The organism is Paenibacillus sp. 2RAB27 (genome assembly GCF_052115445.1).
GTDB lineage: Bacteria > Bacillota > Bacilli > Paenibacillales > NBRC-103111 > Paenibacillus_E.
Genome location: NZ_JBFRGR010000003.1, coordinates 112944 through 132772, shown reverse-complemented (window position 1 = coordinate 132772; position 19829 = coordinate 112944). Strand labels below are relative to the sequence as shown.

At 45.6% G+C, this 19829-nt stretch carries 16 protein-coding genes; 2 read left to right on the top strand and 14 right to left on the bottom strand.

Features of this window, described 5'->3' with window-relative positions:
* Positions 1-31: 31 nt before the first annotated feature.
* The 4 genes from AB4114_RS05810 to AB4114_RS05795 all read right to left on the bottom strand — a co-directional run bounded on the left by AB4114_RS05810 (position 32) and on the right by AB4114_RS05795 (position 4544).
* A complete protein-coding gene (locus AB4114_RS05810; protein ID WP_441987575.1) occupies positions 32-1459 on the bottom strand; it encodes an NAD-dependent malic enzyme in 1428 nt (475 codons plus the stop codon).
* Positions 1460-1464: 5 nt separating this feature from the next.
* A complete protein-coding gene (locus tag AB4114_RS05805) occupies positions 1465-2991 on the bottom strand; it encodes a tripartite tricarboxylate transporter permease (protein ID WP_441987574.1) in 1527 nt (508 codons plus the stop codon).
* A gap of 1 nt (position 2992) precedes the next feature.
* Complete coding sequence (locus tag AB4114_RS05800) at positions 2993-3454, bottom strand: tripartite tricarboxylate transporter TctB family protein (protein ID WP_171628560.1); 462 nt, start codon at positions 3452-3454, stop codon at positions 2993-2995.
* Positions 3455-3521: 67 nt separating this feature from the next.
* Positions 3522-4544: a Bug family tripartite tricarboxylate transporter substrate binding protein gene (locus AB4114_RS05795; protein ID WP_441987573.1), complete on the bottom strand. Its 1023-nt coding sequence runs from the start codon at positions 4542-4544 to the stop codon at positions 3522-3524.
* A 251-nt stretch (positions 4545-4795) separates the two neighbouring features.
* On the opposite strand from AB4114_RS05795, the gene AB4114_RS05790 reads away from it, so the two are divergent.
* Together AB4114_RS05790 and AB4114_RS05785 are read left to right on the top strand one after the other, a co-directional pair.
* Positions 4796-6430: an ATP-binding protein gene (locus AB4114_RS05790; RefSeq protein ID WP_441987572.1), complete on the top strand. Its 1635-nt coding sequence runs from the start codon at positions 4796-4798 to the stop codon at positions 6428-6430.
* Positions 6402-7118 (top strand): response regulator, encoded by a 717-nt coding sequence (locus AB4114_RS05785; protein ID WP_441987834.1) that lies wholly within the window; start codon positions 6402-6404, stop codon positions 7116-7118. Before AB4114_RS05790 ends, AB4114_RS05785 begins: the two co-directional genes overlap by 29 nt.
* A 105-nt stretch (positions 7119-7223) precedes the next feature.
* Here the strand turns inward: AB4114_RS05785 and AB4114_RS05780 are convergent, their stop codons facing one another.
* The 10 genes from AB4114_RS05780 to AB4114_RS05735 form a co-directional block, all read right to left on the bottom strand.
* Entirely contained in the window at positions 7224-8195 is a 972-nt protein-coding gene (locus AB4114_RS05780; RefSeq protein ID WP_441987571.1) for a bile acid:sodium symporter family protein, read from the bottom strand.
* Positions 8196-8217: 22 nt separating this feature from the next.
* Complete coding sequence (locus AB4114_RS05775) at positions 8218-9324, bottom strand: glycoside hydrolase family 88/105 protein (protein ID WP_441987570.1); 1107 nt, start codon at positions 9322-9324, stop codon at positions 8218-8220.
* Positions 9325-9357: 33 nt separating this feature from the next.
* Positions 9358-11577, bottom strand: coding sequence for a helix-turn-helix domain-containing protein (locus tag AB4114_RS05770; RefSeq protein ID WP_441987569.1), 2220 nt, complete (start codon positions 11575-11577; stop codon positions 9358-9360).
* Between the two features lie 89 nt (positions 11578-11666).
* Positions 11667-12836, bottom strand: a complete 1170-nt coding sequence (locus tag AB4114_RS05765) for a mandelate racemase/muconate lactonizing enzyme family protein (RefSeq protein ID WP_441987568.1) — start codon at positions 12834-12836, stop codon at positions 11667-11669.
* Positions 12833-13744: a dihydrodipicolinate synthase family protein gene (locus tag AB4114_RS05760; protein ID WP_441987567.1), complete on the bottom strand. Its 912-nt coding sequence runs from the start codon at positions 13742-13744 to the stop codon at positions 12833-12835. The genes AB4114_RS05765 and AB4114_RS05760 overlap by 4 nt, the downstream gene beginning before the upstream one ends.
* A gap of 33 nt (positions 13745-13777) precedes the next feature.
* Positions 13778-15244 carry an aldehyde dehydrogenase family protein gene (locus AB4114_RS05755; RefSeq protein WP_441987566.1) on the bottom strand — a complete coding sequence of 489 codons (1467 nt, stop codon included), beginning with the start codon at positions 15242-15244 and terminating at the stop codon, positions 13778-13780.
* 41 nt (positions 15245-15285) lie between these two features.
* On the bottom strand, positions 15286-16803 hold the full coding sequence (locus tag AB4114_RS05750) for an extracellular solute-binding protein (RefSeq protein ID WP_441987565.1): 1518 nt from the start codon (positions 16801-16803) through the stop codon (positions 15286-15288).
* Positions 16804-16862: 59 nt separating this feature from the next.
* Positions 16863-17744 (bottom strand): carbohydrate ABC transporter permease, encoded by an 882-nt coding sequence (locus AB4114_RS05745; RefSeq protein WP_441987564.1) that lies wholly within the window; start codon positions 17742-17744, stop codon positions 16863-16865.
* Positions 17745-17757: 13 nt separating this feature from the next.
* A complete protein-coding gene (locus tag AB4114_RS05740; RefSeq protein ID WP_441987833.1) occupies positions 17758-18693 on the bottom strand; it encodes an ABC transporter permease in 936 nt (311 codons plus the stop codon).
* Positions 18694-19021: 328 nt separating this feature from the next.
* Positions 19022-19786 carry a hypothetical protein gene (locus AB4114_RS05735; protein ID WP_441987563.1) on the bottom strand — a complete coding sequence of 255 codons (765 nt, stop codon included), beginning with the start codon at positions 19784-19786 and terminating at the stop codon, positions 19022-19024.
* Between the last annotated feature and the right edge of the window lie 43 nt (positions 19787-19829).

The window sequence follows — 19829 nt, the reverse complement described above, 5'->3', positions numbered from 1 at the left end:
AGTTCCATCGTTGGCATCCGTTTCGGTAGGACTATTCCGCCTGTCGGAACTCACGCGGTATCCGCCTGGCTGTCCCTGTTTGAATAGCCGCACGGATGACGGCTTCACGAATCCGTCTAACCACTTCCTGATTAAACACACTTGGAATAATATATAACTTGTTCAATTCCTGCGGTGTGACCACCGACGCAATCGCGGCGGAAGCGGCCAGCTTCATTTCTTCATTGATTGTAGAGGCTTGGCAGTCCAAGGCTGCACGGAATATACCTGGAAAGCACAGCACATTGTTAATCTGATTCGGGAAATCCGAACGCCCCGTTGCAACGACACCTACGATATCTTCGATTTCATCGGGATGAATTTCAGGCGTTGGGTTCGCCATCACGAACACCACGGGCTTAGCCGCCATCCGCTCAACATCCCCCCGCTTCAGCAAGCCTCCTGCTGAGAGGCCGATGAACACGTCTGCTCCTTCGATGACGTCATGCAGGGAGCCCGACCGGAGGTTAGGGTTCGTCCGCTCCGCGTATTCCGTCCAATGCGGGTTGGCGTACTCTTTCGTACGTACCAACGCACCTTCTCGGTCAACCCCGATCAGTTCCTTCACGCCTGCAGCCAGTAAAATGTTGGAGCAAGCCATTCCCGCTGCGCCAATACCGCAGACGACAACTTTAGCTTCACTAATCTGCTTGCCGACTACTTTCAACGCATTGATGAGCCCTGCATACAACACAACGGCCGTACCGTGCTGATCATCGTGAAACACAGGGATGTCCAGTTCCTCACGCAGCCTCGACTCAATTTCAAAGCATCGTGGAGAGGAGATATCCTCCAGATTAATACCACCGAAGCCTGGTGCCAAATGCTTGATGGTTGCGATAATTTCTTCGGTACTTTGCGTGCTTAAACAAATTGGAAAGGCATCAACATCAGCAAACTGCTTGAACAACATCGCCTTGCCTTCCATGACAGGCATCGCCGCATAGGGGCCGATGTTCCCAAGACCGAGCACGGCGCTGCCATCGGATACAACAGCGACCGTATTTCGCTTGATCGTCAGCTTATAGGCGTTAGTCTCATCTTCATGGATAGCCATACAGACCCTGGCTACATCCGGCGTGTACACACGGGACAAATCGTCCCTGTTTTGGATCGGTGATTTGGGCTTCATCTCGATTTTGCCGCCGAGATGAAGCAGGAATGTGCGATCCGACACGTGAACGAGTCGTACACCAGCGAGATCCTTCATCCTAGCGACAATACTGTCCAGTTGGGACTGTTCAGAAGCGGATACGGTAATGTCTCGAACCGTCCAATTCACACCGGTTTGAATAACGTCAATCGCGATTACATCCCCGCCGTTTTCGGTAATTAACGTAATTAATTGACCGAAATGGATTTGCTCAGTTAACAATTCCAGACGTAAAATAATACTTTTGCCAGCCATCGTATTTTTCATATTGGTTACCCTTCCTCATTCACAAGTACATTTTTACCTCTAAGCTTCATTATTAGTGGAATGGTAATCCAGATCAGACCGATGATGAGAAATACAAGTGAAACCGGTTTTTGCAGGAAGATCATGAAATCACCATTTGAAATGGTAAGTGCTCTACGCATGTTGTTTTCCATCATTGGCCCCAAAATAAGACCAAGCACGAGTGGTGCTAGTGGATAGTCGTTTTTAGACAAGTAGTATCCCACAAGACCACAGCCCATAATGAGCATTAAATCAAACGTCGAATACTGTACGGCATACACGCCGAATACTGAAAAGACGATAATTAACGGAATTAAATACTTAGCAGGTGTTTCAATGACTTTGGCAAACACTTTGACCAGCGGCATATTAAGAATCAGCAGCATGAGATTGCCGACGAACATACTTGCAATAACACCCCATGCTAACTGTGGGTGATCTTGGAATAGCAATGGACCTGGCTGGACGTTGTACATAATGAAAGCACCCATCAGAATAGCCGTCGTTCCTGAGGATGGGATCCCCAATGTCAATAGCGGAATCATCGCGCCACCCGATGCAGCGTTATTCGCAGCTTCTGGTGAAGCCACTCCTTCAATGGCTCCCTTACCGAATTTCTCTGGATTTTTACTAATCTTCTTCTCCACGATATAAGCGAAGAAAGAAGCAAGAATAGCACCAGCGCCAGGCAGTAAGCCGATGAAAAAGCCAAGCACAGAACCACGCGCAATCGGTGCCGCGCTGTCTTTCATATCTTGTTTTGTCGGTAGAATGCGATTGATCTTAGCAATCTCGCCATCGTTTCCTTCACGCTGAAGGATGGTTTTGAATACTTCACCGACAGCAAATGTACCCACGGCCACAGTCAGGAATTCCAAGCCTTGATATAGCTCAGGAATACCGAATGTGAATCGCTCCACGCCTGACACGTTATCGATGCCGATCGTTGCTAACAACAGACCAAATGCCGTCATCATGAGCGCCTTTACCATCGATTTCCCAGCCAGTCCGCTGATTGCGAGCAAGCCAAGCACCATCAAGGAGAAATATTCCGCAGGTCCGAACTTGATCGCGACTGCCGATAAAGGACGGGCCAAGAAGATAAGACCGATCAACGAAATAATGCCGGCAGCGAAGGAACCGATTGCTGAAATCGCGAGCGCTGCTCCGGCTCTTCCCTGTTTGGCCATTTGATAGCCATCGAGTGTTGTGACGACTGAAGACGATTCTCCTGGTGTGTTCAACAGAATCGACGTCGTCGAGCCTCCGTACATCGCTCCATAATACACACCTGCCAGCAAAATGATGGAACTCGTAGCGGCCTCTTCTGGACCTAAACCAGCTGTCATTGTTGCCGTGATCGGGATCAAGAGAGCTACACCGCTCATCGGACCAATCCCAGGAAGAACGCCAACTACCGTACCAATCAATACGCCCAAAAATACAAAAATAACATTATGCCACTGCATCGCCGTGCCTAAACCGTTCAACACATAATCCAACGTGCTCATCTTATGCCCCCCCTAACCATGTTGGAAATCCGGGAAGCGATCCATCCAGCAGATTCACATATAAATAATACACGCCATATGAGAAGCAAGCTGCGATCAGCAAGGAAACCCATACTCTACCTTTTTGCATCGTTTGAAATCCAATCATTAGGAACAGGAACGTGGAGATCACGAACCCGATATCTTCAAGGAAATAGGCATATAACACAGCCGCGATGAAAATAATGAGAAATCGTTTGTAATCCAAATTTTCTTTGCCCTTCTCAGCACGCTGCTTACGGAACGTCTCATAAATAAGACGCAAACTCATCAAAGACAAGAACGAACCCAAAATCATCGGAAAAATATTAGCACCTACATTACTACCATAAGCACTTGTTGAAATACCTAAGGAACCGATCACAAAGGCAAGGCCAATGGCGAAAAAGACGATGCCTGCATATCGATCAAACGTTGTATTCATTTCTCTGCCTCCTACCCTACTAAGGGCAAGGGAGAAGAGGTCCTCTTCTCCCTTGTCTCGTTAGGTTTTATTTCTGCATACCAAGCGCTGTCAGCATGTCTTTAAGTTGCGTTTCTTGCTGGCTCAAGAAGGCTTTGAAATCATCCGCCTTCTTATAGTCCGTTTGCCAGCTGTTCGCTTGCATTTCTTTTTTCCAAGCATCGGAATCTACCATTTTCTTAATCGTATCTTCCCAGTATTTTTTGGCATCCGCTGACATGTCCTTCGGTCCGAAGAAACCACGCCAAATCAGGAATTCGGCATCAACGCCTTGTTCCTTCATCGTCGGAACATCTTTCAGGCTGCCACCAAGACGGGCAGGTGCTGCAACAGCAAGTATGCGGATTTTTCCGGCTTTCACATATTGATCTAAGGAAGAAGCATCTGTACCTAAGACATCCGCATTACCGCCAAGCAAGGCAGTTACGGCTTCTCCGCCACCGTCATAGGACACGTATTTCACCTTTTTTGGGTCAATCCCATATTTGAACGCGGGTAGAATCGATACCAAGTGATCCATGGAACCGGGTGCCGAACCGCCAGCAACCGTTAGCTTCGTAGGATCTGCTTTCATATCATCAAGCAGCGACTTCAGATCTTTGTATTTCGAATTGGCCGCTACCGCGACAGCGCCATAATCTTTGGTCAATTGCGCTAGCGGCGTCGTATCATTATATCCGTAAGGCGTGTTTCCTTCTTTTTTCAAATGGTTAATGAGAATTGGAGGCGAACTGACGAACAGTTTGTAGTTATCTTTGATATCTTTGGTCGCGTATTCCGCCATAAATACCGTACCGCCGCCGCCTGGTTTATTTTCAACCGAAACGGGCTTATCGACTGCTTTCGTTTCCGTTAATACTTTAGCGATCGTACGCGCTGTCATATCCCAGCCGCCGCCAGCGCCAGATGGCGCGATAATGCTTAATGCTTTGTCTGGATAATTGGATTTCGAAGCTGGTTTAGCTGTGCTATTACCGCAAGCTGCCAAACTTACTGCAAGTACACTAATGGCCGTTACTTTCCAAGATGCTGAAAAAAGTTGTTTTATCAAATGAACCCCTCCATATTTGATTAATAGTTGTCATGTATCCGCTTTCTTTAAAGCGTTTTCAGAATAACACCCTCTTGTGCCTATTGGGAAGTTTATGGCGATTAGTTGTAATAACAGCGTTTTGACCATTTTGTTCATATTGTTCACGGATCTGGAGACCCTATAACCATCAAAATGAGAACGCTTTATGTTACAATACCAAACACATACATTCTTTTAAATGAAACGAGAAGGGGAGGCTTGCGTGGAAAATGAAGCTTCAGACCAAGCTTATCCTCATTATTTGTTCGTTCCTTTCCATCGTCATCATCAGTTTAGGCAGTATATTTTATTACATGATGACCACAGCATTAGAAGATCAAATCGGAACTCGTGCCTTAAAGGTGGCTGAAACCGTTGCAAATATGTCGGATATTCGGATGGCTTTTCAAACTTCGGATCCGTCCAAGATCATCCAGCCTCTCGCCGAGAAGATCCGAGATCAAATCGATGCCGAGTATATCGTTGTAGGGAACCGCGAAGGCATTCGCTACTCACACCCGCTCCCTGAACGAATTGGGAAAGAAATGGTCGGCGGGGACAACGGTCCTGTGCTTGCAGGGCAATCGATCATCTCCAAGGCCATCGGCTCACTCGGCCCTTCACTTCGCGGTAAAGCGCCCTTATTTGATGATCAAGGCAATGTCATCGGCATTGTGTCCGTCGGATTTCTTACAAAAGATATCAATTCGATTACCTACACGTATCAGTCGCGAATCGAGCTCATTTCCCTCATCGTCCTTGTCGTTGGCCTGATTGGTTCCGTCCTAATCGCACGTAATGTTCGAAGCTCCATACATGGACTTGAACCTAAGGAAATCGGTGAGCTGTATACCGAGAAACAGGCCATTCTACAAACCATCCGTGAGGGAATTATCGCGGTAAACCGAGATGGCATCATCACAATGGCTAATCGCTATGCCCTGCAGCTTATGCAGTTGCCCCTCAGTGCGAAAATCACAGGCAGACACATTGAAGATGTGATCCCGAACACGCGATTACATGAAGTGGTACGTACGGGCGAAGCCGAATTTGACCATGAAATGCTGATCGGCGATCATGATGTCATCGTCAATCGCGTGCCGATTGTGAGCCGGAAACACGGTGTCACTGGTGCGGTTTCAAGCTTTCGAAGTAAATCCGAGCTCTACCGGTTGGCCGAGGAGCTGTCTCAGGTGAAACGCTTCGCTGAAGCACTGCGCGCTCAGACACATGAGTTCTCCAACAAGTTGTATGTCATCTCTGGACTCATCCAACTGGAATCGTATCAAGAAGCTGTCGATCTCATCTCCAAGGAATCAGACGTGCATCAGAACTGGGTGCAGTTCATCATGACCGAAATTCCAGATCCCATGATCGGGGGGCTGTTGATTGGCAAATTCAATCATGCGCAGGAGCTAAAGCTAACCTTTGAAATTGACCGTGAAAGCTCATTTCGAGATATCCCTGCGGAAATTGATCGAAATTTACTCGTCACCATCATCGGCAACCTGATTGACAATGCCATGGAAGCGGTTCTTGCCGTTGAGGTACAGCAAACGCCGTATGTAAAATTATTTTTAACCGATCTTGGCGAGGATTTGATTATCGAATGCGAGGACTGCGGCATCGGTATTCCCGACGAGTTAGGCAATGCCGTATTTGAGAAGGGATTCTCAACCAAAGCAGGTGAACATCGCGGTATCGGCTTAGCCTTAGTCCAACACGCTGTCCATAAGCTTAACGGGTATATCACTTTCCATAAAAACCCGGAATGCGGCACACTCTTCACCGTCGCCATACCGAAACATCCGATGTCCACAGAAAGGAGTTCAACCTCTGATGGAATACCAACAACGGAACATTGAAGTTTTGATCATCGAAGATGATGTGAAAATCGCCGAAATTAACCGAAGGTTTATTGAAAAAGTAGACGGCTTTCACGTTGTCGGTATCGCGACAGACGATATTCAAGCCAAGGAACAGCTAGACATTTTACGCCCAAATTTAGTTCTGCTGGATATTTACATTCCTGGCTCCAATGGCTTGGAGTTGCTCTCCTATATTCGTCAACATTTCCGAGATACCGATGTCATTATGATCACGGCTGCCAAAGAAGTCGAGGCTATACGGGAAGCCGTTCGCAGCGGAGCTTTCGATTATATTATGAAACCGCTTGTTTTCAACCGGCTGCAGGAAACACTCCTGCGTTATCTAGACTTTCACAGTGAGTTGAATCGGCTTCATCATACAGGCTCTATTAATCAAAGCGATGTCGATCGCCTCATTTTGGGAACGAGTAAAAAGGATTCCCGCACTGAGATTGCGTACCTCCCTAAAGGCATCGACAAATTAACGCTAGTCAAAATTGTTCAGGCGATTTCTACCGCGGCAGACGGGATGACTGCGGATCAAATCGCCAAAGAAATAGGCGTCAGTCGTTCAACTGGACGCCGATATTTGGAGCATCTGGTCTCCTCTGGCGAAGTTTTCGCCGATCTGACATATGGCGTCGTGGGTCGCCCCGAGAGAGTGTATCGCAAACGGGAGTCGTGATGTGATCTCCTGGTTCCCCAAAAAAACCTGCACAAGATGTGCAGGTTAGATCGACCGATTCAGTTCCTATAGCATCAATCTGGCAAATTACCGGAATCCTTCCCCTTATATCGCTTTTTGTGAGACAGGCTTCCGTTTTATCGAATCGGGGGCTTTGCATAATAATTGCCCGAACAAGGAAGCGAGCAGTTGTTGAAAAAGCATACACATAATAACAGGCATTGCGACAGGTGGGGGGAAAAATGAAATGGCCAGAACGGCACCAGCGCTATTATTTCTCATCCCGGTATTAAACACCATGGTAACCATGATATCGCTGTCCCACTTTAGCCATCTGGCGATCAGCCAACCAATGAGATAGCCAGATGAAGCCATAACGACAATCACACAAGCTGTCAGGACCAATTTACTGTCAATTTTTGTGAAATAAGGTGCCACCACAGCGCTGTTAATCGCAATAGTGAAGGCTAACCCTATTTTGGAGAAGGGCGATAAGGGGCGCCCCCATTTCTCCTTCACCTTGCCTTGCGAAAGTTGATTTAGCAGCATACCCAATAAGGACGGAAGGACGATCATCAAGAAAAGGCCTTTCATCATCCCAAACACATCCATCTTCACTTGTACGCCGAGAAACGCATCCATCGTAAGGGGCACTAGAAACGGCGATAATAGTGTATCAATCAAAATAACCGACAACGTCAGCGCAATATTCCCCTTAAAAATGGAAACCCACATGAAACTTACAACACCAGTAGGAATGACGACCATTAGAATTAGTCCCGTTCTCAGATAAACATCATCATGAAAAAACACATTGCCAATGAACCATGCAATAGCAGGCATCAACACATGCAGAGCAAACAGCGAGACGAAAATCGGGAACGGCTGAATTAAGACTCTTTTTAAATCCTTAAAGTTCATACTTAAGCTGCCTGTAAATGTCATAAAGCCGAAGATCCACGGTACTAAGTAAGTAAAGGACTTTAACCATACTGTCAAAATAATTCCTAGAATAACACTTGTAGGAGTAATCAGCGGAAGCCATTTCTCCAGGCTCTTGTTTAATTTATTCAGCATTGGTTTCTCTCCTAACATGACTTTAAAGCTCTGAAAGCTTAACCTCGGTATACGCCATAATCAGCGGTGCAACGCCATGTCCATTATTACTCACGATGATTTCGTTCTCGGTGTAGTACTTAAAGGTCCCATCACGAACCTTGCCCGTATCAGGATTTGTGCCAAGTCCTGCACTTCTACAGATGCCACCAAGCAGCACTTCTCCATTCTCCTCACGGAGATATTGCCGGACAGTACCGTCAAAGGCAGACTTCCCGCGCTCGGCGTATTCGCTAGCAAGATAGCCAAGGCGCGAACCTTTCAACATCGCATAAGCCATCATCAAGGTTCCGCTAGATTCCAAGTAATTCCCAGGTCGGTCCCCCATATCAACGATCTGATACCACATCCCCCCGCTATGCTGGTAAGGCAACATACCGTCTAGCGTTTCCTGCAACATCACTTTCAGAGGCTCGCTGTCCACCTGTTCATCCTCCAGAAGTTCAAGCACGTCCACCAAGGCCATCACCAACCAGCCCACAGCACGCCCCCAGACATTCGGAGACATGCCCGTCGTTTTGTCGCACCAAAACATCTCTCTACTTTCGTCGTAAGCATGGTAGTATAGGCGATTCTCATCATTGAAAATAAACTTTTTTACGTTTAAAAATTGATTTATGGTATCGGAATAGTCCTTCTTTTCCTCAAATTCCTTGATGTAACGAACCAAGAATGGTTGTCCCATGTAAAGTCCATCCAGCCAAATTTGGTTTGGATAATTTTCTTTGTGCCAAAAGCTTCCTGATGCTGTTCTTGGATAGGTTTTCAATTGCTCATAGATCAAATCAAGCACATGCTTATATTTGGCATCGCTCTCTCTTTTGTATAAGTCAAAAAGAATGGTCGCTGGTCTAATTTGATCCATACTATAATAACGCACATCAATAGCCGGGATTGTGCCATTCTCATCATATAGACGGTCGACGAAGCTTTTGACGAACTGGTAATAGTCTTCTTTTCCCGATTGCTTATAGCTGTCCATATACGATTTGAGAATACAGTTCTCAATATAGTGCCATCGCAAAGCAAACCATGTTCCTTCACTTTCCATATAGTGATCTCTAAGTTGATCCAGCAATTGATATGTCATATGATCCTCTCCCGAATGGTTAACATGGTTAACTTAGGTGTCCCGATATTGGCCAGGTGTCATGCCTGTCAGCTTTCGAAAAGTCCGGATAAAACCCGTAGAATTGGCATAATTCAGCCTCTCCGCAATTTCCGAAATCTTCATATCCGTCTCTTTCAACCATTTCTTCGCCATGTTAACCCGATAGTTGGTTAAATAATCAATAAAAGTAACACCGATCTCTTTCTTAAAAACACGACTGACATAAACAGGATGATATTTGAGCTGCGCAGCACACGATTCAAGTGTGATATCCTGCTCGAATCCTTCATGAATCATTGTAAGCATTTGATGCGCGAGGTTGATATATTGCGAATCTGCCCGTCCTTTGAAGAAGGCGAGTGCTGGCGGCAGCAATTCCGTCTTAAACCAAGACGTAATATCTTGTACCGTGTTCAACTTCATAAAAGAATGGAGCACGGATTTCGTATCAATTAAGCCTTCCAATTTACCGCCTTGCTGCTGGACTAAGCCATGAATCTCAGTAATCAGTTCAATCTTCACGAATTGAAAATCGTTAAACCGGATCTCTCTTTCCATGATCAACGCAACGTATTTATCAAAATGTTCAAACGTAGATGTGGAATCACCCGTTTTTAATGCGTTTACGAAATAATCTTCCAAATAATTCAGCGATGCTGCGAGATGCTTGCTATTCTCATGAACCGTTTCAATATCATCATAATGAATGATGATATCACTCCCCAGACGAATCCTTCGCTTCAGCGCTTCCAAAGCCTCTGCATGCGCATTCATGGCATCCGTGTATCGGGAAAATACGCGGCTGATCCCGATGCTGACTTTCAGCTGAAGAAGCTCGTGAACCTTATCTTTAATTTCCTCGGCCGCCTGGTGAAAACTCAATTGCAGTTCCTGCAGATCTTCGACATCCCCAGTAAGCAGGGATACCTGAGACTGATCCAACAATAAGGACCCAAGCAAACGATTAGCTGGCAGAAGCTCACTGACGATGTTATGGATAGCAAATAACAGCAATTCCTTATCGCTTTCCATGTATCTCGTATCCTGAAGGGAATCGATCTGCAGCGCAATCACACCCATGGGCTTCCCTTTTTCCGCAAAGCCGTAGGTTTCACACTTGAATGCAAATTCGCTCTCCGTCACCTGTCCCATGAACAGTTTCAACAGGAAGAACTCTTTCATCTGTCCCGTTTGACCTTGAAGCTGCTGTTGAAACTGCTTCCGTGTCCGGAATAACGCATTAAATCTATCCTCGATATAAGCAAATTCATCTTTCCTGCGAGACTCAGTCGTTTCGCCACCGTACTGCTCCATCGTCTGAAATAAACGTCGGATCGGAGAATACATCCGTCTGCTCACATAGAATGCGGCAGATGCAATTACAAGGAAGACGATCAAGCAGACATTTATTGTAACGAGTGCAATCTTCTTGGATTCCATCGTCACTTGATCAATGGAAACAACGGAAGCATAGATCCAACTATTGGACGATACTCTGTAATTTACAGCCGTTTTTTTGCCTTCATAATAACCGTTTGTATCTGTCACTGTTTCCAAAGGCTCCAGGATCGAATCAGAAATGTAGTCTGCTCCCGCGTTACTTAAGAATGGGATGTGATCGCGGTTCAGTACATAGATGTCGCCCAACTGCTTCGTTTGCGCTAACCCTTTTTCCAATTCCGTCTTCGACATTTCTATGATCAGTAATGCCTTCGGAGCTGCCGACGGAGCAATCATTGGGAGCTTTACAACCATCCGAATCCCGTATTCGTCTGCTAACCAGAATAAATTTTTAGGATTTTTTGCGTAATCTTGCAAAAGCTTTTTATCGGAATAATCCGCCGTATGGGTGAAGCCTAAATTGCTGATCATCCAGTCCTGTTCCAGGTTAATGAGGTGCGTGTCAGCTACGCCCGATAAAGAGTGCAAGTTATATAAACCCTTGGCAAGGCTTGTAATCGTTTGGAAATCATCCTGTGTCAACGCATTGTAGAGGTTGTCTGTTACAAGCGGAGAATTTAAATATTGCACGGCACCCATTTCTACATTTTTCAATATTTGCTCAATTCTCATCTGGTTCTGCAGCAAAATTTGGGAATTGCTTTCTTTAACCTTTTTCTCTATATCCTGAGAGGAAATATGATAGGAAATCATTCCGATTGTCGTGACTGGAATGGCAACCAGCAACATAGCGAATAGGATCATGCGATATAAATAGGTGGGCAATGTCATTCCTCACTTCTGTTTACTTTCGTGTCAATGACCCTTATTATATCAAAACCAGCCGTCCGGTGTTACTGTGCGGACGGCTGCTTGCATGCTTACTTCTTGGTTTGCGAGGTACGGTCCTGAAGCTGATGAACGGATACGTTCCCCCAGCTTAGATCGTCCACGCGGTATTTGTTGATTTGATCCCAGTCAAGCTCCATGCCTAGACCAGGCAAGTCACGTCCCGGAACAAGAAGATATCCGTTCTCGTATTGAACTGGACTTTTAACAATATCGCCAATATACAATTCAGGTCCAGTCGGATCTGATGTATAGTTCAAATTCACAAGCGAGCTTCCCAGATGTGCCATAGCCGCTGTACCTACAGACAGCTCCTGCGTCGTGCCGATCAAGCAGGATTTGCCAGCGACTTCCGCAGCAGCAGCCGCTTTCCTAGCAGCGGTAATTCCACCGATAAAAATAGGTGAAATATTAAAAATATCGACCGAATCGTGCTTTATCATTTCGGACTGCTGACGGAAGCTCCATACATGCTCACTTACTGGGTATTCCGTGTTCATTCGGTAATGATGAAGCCCCTCGAAATCATTCTGAACGGCTGGGCTCTCCACCATCTGGAAATCATATTGCGACAATCGCTTCGTGGCCTTCAACGCCGATTTCCAGTCCAGCAAATGGCTGAAATCCAGCGATTTAATCGTCACTTTCGATCCAAATTCCTTTTTCACGCCATCCAGAAATGCTTCATCAGCATCCAGGTTTTTGCCAACATAAAGTCGGAAAGTATCAAAGCCTTTACTCAGTCTCTCGCGGACAATCGCCAGATTTTCTTCAACTTCTTCCATAAAGCGATGTCTGAAGATCGGATAGCAGACTTTAATTTTCTCCTTGATTCTGCCGCCAATAAATTCAGCTACGGAAATACCAAGCGATTTCGCGCAAAGATCGTGTAAGGCCGCATCAATCCCGTTACGGATAAAGTTACCCTTTTCATAATAAAACATCGTTTCTGGAAAATTGCTGAGCAGTTCCCTATTGAGCAGTGAAATATCAAATGGACTCTGGCCTAATAGGATGGACTTGAGCACCACGGCCATGTCCTGAATATCTAATGAATAATGAGGAAGATGAGAAAAGTCCGACATTTCACCAATACCTGTTAATCCGTTATCCGCATCAATCTCCACGATGACATGCTTGCAGACAAACCCTGTATTACGCGGCATTGCGATAACCGTAAGTCTAAGATCTGAAATTTTCATGTTGTTAGCAGCCCCCATGCGCTTAGTAAGTTCGTTACTTCCTTCTTATCCGCTTCATTCAAAGGATCAACAGGTTCGCGCGTAACACCTGCACGAAGTCCCAATTGTTCCATCGCTTCCTTCACAGCGACCACATTGTTACCGGCATTATATTTGGCACGCAGGTTCTCGAAAGGCAGAACATCTTCCCACAGCTTCCATACGGTAGGCCAGTCTTGATCGCGCAATGCTTGCAGCATCCCCTGTGAAATACCGGGATTGACATTGATTAAGCCCGATGTAAATCCCCTTGCGCCTGCATTGTAGAAGTAAGGTGCCCACTTCTCAGCAGTGCCGCAGATCCAGGCAATGTTGTACGCTGCGCTGATCTTGCGCACCGTTGCGGTAAAACGCGGAAGATCGTTGATCGCATACTTCACGCCCACGCATTTATCCAACGGCGCTAAGCTTAACAAGATATCGTCCGAAACATGAGCATCTTTCAAATAAAGGATGGACGGAATATCCAAGCTTTTAATCACATTACGGTAATAGGACACCGTGCCAGGCGTCGTAATATAAGGATGAATAGGCTGATGGATCATCACGCAATCCGCTCCCACCTGCTGGGCATGCTTACCAAGCTCTACCGCCGTTTCAACGGAATATCCGATGCCAGCCATAACAATAGCACGATGATTTACGATTTCAACGACCCGTTTGGTTACTTCCTTGGCTTCTTCCAGCGTTAACGCATAGAATTCGCCCGTGTTTCCGCAGGGCACAATCACTTCGGTACCATTCGCCAGCAAGAACTCGATATTCGCTTCCAATCCTCCCCAATCAATCTGGCGTGTCTCTTCATCAAAAGGTGTAATATTAATAGCTGAAATCGTTTCCAGCCTTTTACTGAATGCAGCATAATCCATCTGAGTTCTCTTCCTTTCGTATCGTTCCMACGACTATGGTGTAATCACGACGGTTTTGACCTGTGTGAAAAACTCAATTGCTGCACGTCCTTGTTCACGAGAATAGGAGCTGGATAGCTTCATCCCGCCGAAAGGGGCCTGAGGTTCCACACCAGCGGTTTCACCGTTCACCTTAATCAGGCCTGCCTCAATACGATTCACAAAGTGATGAACATGCTTTTGATTTTGTGTAAAAATAGCAGCTGCTAATCCGTAACGAACGCTATTAGCCAGATCGATCGCATGATCAAGATGATCAACCTCGTTAATCACTAAGACAGGTCCGAAAATCTCCTCTTGTGCGAGCGTCGATTGCGGGTCAACATGATCTAGAATCGTAGGCTCAATATAGTACCCTTTGGCAAACTCGCCATCCGTCTTCGCTTTCCCTCCAGCAAGTACTTGAGCTCCTTCTTCAATACCAATTTGGATAAATGCCAGAATCGACTCGTATTGGCGTTTGGACACAACAGGTCCAAGATAGCAGTCATTTTCCTGCGGATTAGACAGCTTAATCCGGTTCGCTCGCTCGATCAATAAGGAGGTCAATTGTTCCTTCACGGATTTCTCGACGATAACACGGCTAGTCGCCGTACACTTCTGACCTGCAGATCGCATGGCAGCGCTAATGATGACATCAGCCGCTTTCTCCAGATCGGCGTCCGCAAGCACAATGGTCGCGTTCTTCCCGCCCATCTCCAATTGATATTTCGCATGACGGGACGATGCGGCTTGCGAAACTTGCTTGCCGACAGCATCTGAGCCCGTGAATGAGATTCCCGTCACATCAGGATGATCTAGAATACGTTGTCCGACAACAGAGCCAGAGCCGCTGACTAACTGGATTACGCCTTGCGGGAAGCCGCTCTCTTCCAAGAGCTGCATGAGCTTGGCTGCTGTAATGGTAGAATGCTCTGCAGGCTTCCATACAACGGTATTACCGAATATTAAAGCTGGAGCCATCTTCCATACAGGAATGGCGACAGGAAAATTCCAAGGTGTGATCAGACCTACGACGCCAAGCGGTACCCTCGTCGTGTATAAGTGGGATACTCCGTCTGTGGAAGGCAATACCTCACCAATGCTGCGTAGTCCCTCACCTGCGTAATACCGGAACAGTACGACAGCGCGATTGACTTCACCTCTTGCCTCGCCGATCGGTTTTCCCATCTCAGCTGTAAGAAGTTGTGCCAATTCCTCGAGATGATCCTCAATCTTCTGTGCGGCCTTAAACAAATAAGCAGCTCTTTGTGTACCTGACAAGCTAGACCATTGTGGAAGCGCTTGCTTAGCACTCGCAACGGCTAAGTCAACGTCTTCCTTGCTCAATTGGAGGCTTCGTCCTACTAACAACTCCGTATTTAGGGGACTGTAATGGTCCTTAGCAGGGCGGCTGCCGAGTTCTACCCAGCAGCCATTGATATAAGCGGTTTTTTCGATAGCATCTACATTTGTAAGCATGTACTCACTCCGTCTCTCAGACTCTATATTTATGGATCACTCTATTTCTTCTGCTTCGCGTATTCTGCCGTGTACTCAGCAATGACCTTCTCGCCGCCTGCTTTCATCCATTTATCGAGCTCGGCCTGCCAGCCAGCATCGTCGATTTTACCCATAATGTATTTGGTTTGGGCATCACGAATCATGTTATCGAGCTCAACGCCTTTTTCAGCGTAGGTCTTCGAATTAAATGTCTGGGCCACATTCGGAACGACGCTTTTCAGATTATCCTGAGCGATCTTCGAACCTTTTGCCTGCAGCTCGTTTTGCTTCAACGGTAGTCCTTTTCCTGCTGTTTCAAATGACGGCAAGCTATCACGGTACGGTTTAACCTCAAGGTTGAACAGTGTCAAATCTTTAATTTGACCCTTGCCATCCTCTGTTTTGGTAAAGTGTTTGCCTTCAACCCCTCTTGTCAGCAGCGTTGACATTTCAGCATCTAGCAGCTTATCGAAGAAGCCTAATAGGCGCTTCAGTTCCGCTTCCGTCTTCACGCTTGATTTAGGGAATAGGAAGAAACCGTTGTTTCCAGACTCAGCCGGAACTTTAAGTCCAGATGGACCTTCAAAGGGAACGACATCCACAACCGCGCTTGGCGTTGATTTCGAAACATTATCAAAAGAAAGTGCAGCAGCTGTCGCTACCGTGTTAACACGGATGCCGACTTTACCCGCGTTCCATTTATTATCGGAATCCGCTGTTTGCACAATGGAGAAATCCTGATTAATTAATTTCTCAGTATACAAACGTTTCAATAACTTCAAGGAGTCCATGTATGGCTTCGTCATAAATTCAGCTACGACTTTACCATTTTCAACCCCCCATTTATTAGGTGCGCCATTCGGAACCGATAGACGAGTTAAAAAGCTGCTGCTAAGCACTGGATCGTTATAGTTTTTATCCAAGAAGAAGCCGTAAGTATCTGCTTGACCATTCTTATCAGGATCTTTTTCTGCCACTGTTTTCGCCATGTTGTACCAATCGTCTAGTGTAACCGGAGGCTTTAAGCCGAGCCCACTAAACCAGTCTTTACGATAAATGATGCCTGCACGTCCAATGTCTCGGTATAACGGCAGCCCGTACAGCTTGCCATCCACTTTAATGTTGTCGTAATACATCGGACTAAGCTCCGATAAATTTTTGTAATCTCTTAATAACGGGCCAATTTCCCAGAACAAGCCGGACTGAATGGCATTTAGGGTCGAAGCGTTAGCTTTCACTTTAAAAGCTTTCGGCATTTCGCTAGAAGCAATCATGATGTTCTTCTTGTCTTCAAAAGCAGCATCTGGAATCCATTGAATATCAATTTTGGCATTCGTATATTTCTCTATCGCAAGCTCAATATCGCTGCCCTTTTTAGGCGCTTCCCCTACCTGCGGCGTAGCAATGGTTACCTCTAGTGGTGTGTTATCCACCGTTTTTTCTTCTTTCTTCGGATCTGTGCTGTTTCCACAACCTGCAAGTGTACCTGTTGTCAACGCGATGGAGCAAAGTAAAGCCATATACCTTTTTTTCATCATTCTTACCCCTCCATGATTATGAATAATATGGTACATATGCAAAGATGAACCCTTATAGGTTATCCCTTTACCGAACCTAATAAAACGCCTTTCGCGAAATGCTTCTGTAAGAATGGATAGACGAGAACTATCGGTATTGTCGCGACGACAATCGAAGCCATCCGAATCGTTTGAGGCAAATAATCCGTCGGATCGGACTGTGAGGTCGAATCGCCAATTTTATCTTGAGACATGAGCACAATTTGCCTAAGCACAACCTGTACGGGCCATTTCTCAGAATCGTTGATATAAATGACGGCATGGAAGAACGTATTCCAATGTCCCACAGCGTAAAACAGTCCGAAAGTCGCCATAGCTGGCATGGACAAGGGTAACACGATTCTGAATAAAGTCCCGATATCGTTGCAGCCGTCAATTCTCGCAGCATCTTCCAATCCATCTGGAATTTGCTGAAAAAAGTTTTTTAGAACGATTAAGTTAAATGCACTAATGGCTGTTGGAATCATAAGAGACCAATACGAATTAATTAGACCAACCGATTTGACGACGAAATAGGTCGGAATCATACCGCCACTGAAAAGCATCGTAATGAGGATTAATAGCATAAAGGTTTTACGCCCACGCAACGTGGCCCGAGCCAATGGATACGCTGTAAACGAGGTGAGTATGAGATTGATCAATGTTCCTAAAACGGTTACATATATCGATACTCCGATACTTCTAATCATGGTGTCTGTTGAAAAAATGTATTTATACGCGCTAAACGTAAATTTGGTAGGTATCAAGAGCAATCCGCCTTTGACAACCTCTGAAGGGGCTGCAAAGGATACCGAAACAATATAGACAAACGGTATAATCGTAATCAAGGAAACAAGAGTTAGTAAGGCATAGTTAACCCAATCAAATATTTTATTGCTTAATGTATTGTCATTCGTTGGCATTTGATTACACCTCCTAGTAAACGCCTTCTTCGCCAAACTTCTTCGCTAGCTTGTTCGCACCGAGGACAAGTATCAGCCCCACTAACGATTTGAACAAACCAACTGCAGCACTGTAACTATATTGCGCCTGTGTCAAACCCTTCATATACACATAGGTATCGAACACTTCGCCCACTTCACGGTTCATCGAGTTCAACATCAGGAAGATATGTTCAAAGCCTGTATCCAGGAAACTTCCCAAACGTAGAATAAACAGGATTACAATCGTACTGCGGATCGCAGGTATCGTAATATGCCAGAGTTGACGCCAGCGACCAGCCCCATCCATCCGAGCAGCCTCATATAATTGCAAGTCGACCCSAGACAAAGCAGCTAAGAAGATAATCGTCCCCCAACCTGCCTCTTTCCAAATCGATTGCGCAATAATCATGGGTCTAAACCATTCTTCGCTTAGCATAAAAGGGATTTTCTCAATCCCGAATTGTGCCAGCAACTCATTAACGACGCCACCCTCTGTCGTAAATAACACATAAAATATACCTACAGCAACTACCCACGAAATGAAATGCGGTAAATAGAGCAATGTTTGGACGATTCGTTTGAACATCTCTCTTCGCGCTTCATTAATCATAAGAGCTAATAGGATCGGAAGTGGAAAAAAGAAGACTAAATTATAGATAGCTAACAACAAAGTATTTCGAAATAGTGACCAGAATTGGGGCTCCATAAAAAATCGTTCAAAATGTTTAAAGCCAACCCATGGACTGTTTATAAATCCGGTAAAAGGCTTGTAGTCCTGAAACGCCATGACCAGACCAAGCATCGGAACATATTTGAATACGACAAAATATAAGATCCCGGGAAACAAAAGTAGATACATCCATCGATCTCTTAAGAGATCTCGCACTAGCTGTGATCGTTTAAATGAGCTTAATCGAGCTCTTTGCATTTGTGCTTCCAAGGGTTGCGGCACTCGACTTCCTCCTGACTGGTATGTGTTTGGCTTCCCTCGTATCATAAGTTATGAAATGAATATCAGGCTATCGTACTCATTTAACTTCTTTTACTCAACCTTGAAAACCCTTACATGACGGGCGTTTAGCGGATGTGTAACCTTCAAGTAATCATTCTTTGCTGTCATCGTAATGATTTAGCTTTTAGCTTCATTCCGTTATTGCACAAAAAAGCCCAGTAAATTAACTATCTAATTTACTGGGCTTCGTTATGAACTTTTCCGGTAGTATAGCATTAATTATGTGAAGTTCTCCTTCATTTCTCTACTCATTCAAATCCCGAAGTCGATTGTTTTTCTGCTGTACCGTTCTCATTAGATCCACGTTAACATCCTTATCCTCAGCGAAGCTGATGAGTGCGTTAACATCCTTCGGCAGGCATTTGCCGCCATAACCGCGATTATCCTCATAGACAAATGTATGACTTCGCCCGATTCGAGGGTCCTCGAGCCAAACTTCACGCAATTCATTGTAATCAATGCCGTAAGCACCAGCGATATCATAAAACTCATTGCAAAATGACACCTTCAGCGCAAGGAAGCAATTCTCCATGTACTTCGCCATTTCCGCTGTACGAGCATCTGTCAACCGTATTCTCACTTCCGCGTTATACACCTGCTGATACGCACGTACCACAAGGCTAGCATCGGCAGATGCGCCGCCCAGTGTAAGCCATGTACGGTGACGCAAGTCCGCGAAGTGGTGATCCACGGTTTCACCGTAATATTCAGGCTGGAAAACGATTCTCTTCCCTGTTCGTTCCTTCATCTCATCCGTGAAGCCAACTGGTACAGTAGAACGAATAACAATCACTTCAGATGTCAGCCATACAATAACTTCTTCCACAATAGATGTATCGCATTTACCATTCGGAAGCGAGGGTGTCGGAACACAAACGAACACCATGTCACAAGCGTTCACCTCATCTTGGCTGCCCATCTGTAGAGGTCCATCATATATAACAGCCTTGGGAAATAAAGCATGAATCGCTTTGCCTACATGGCCATATCCAACAATTCCTATCTTCATCGTTATCCTCGCTCCTCATGTTGATAATCAATTAACAGTCGTA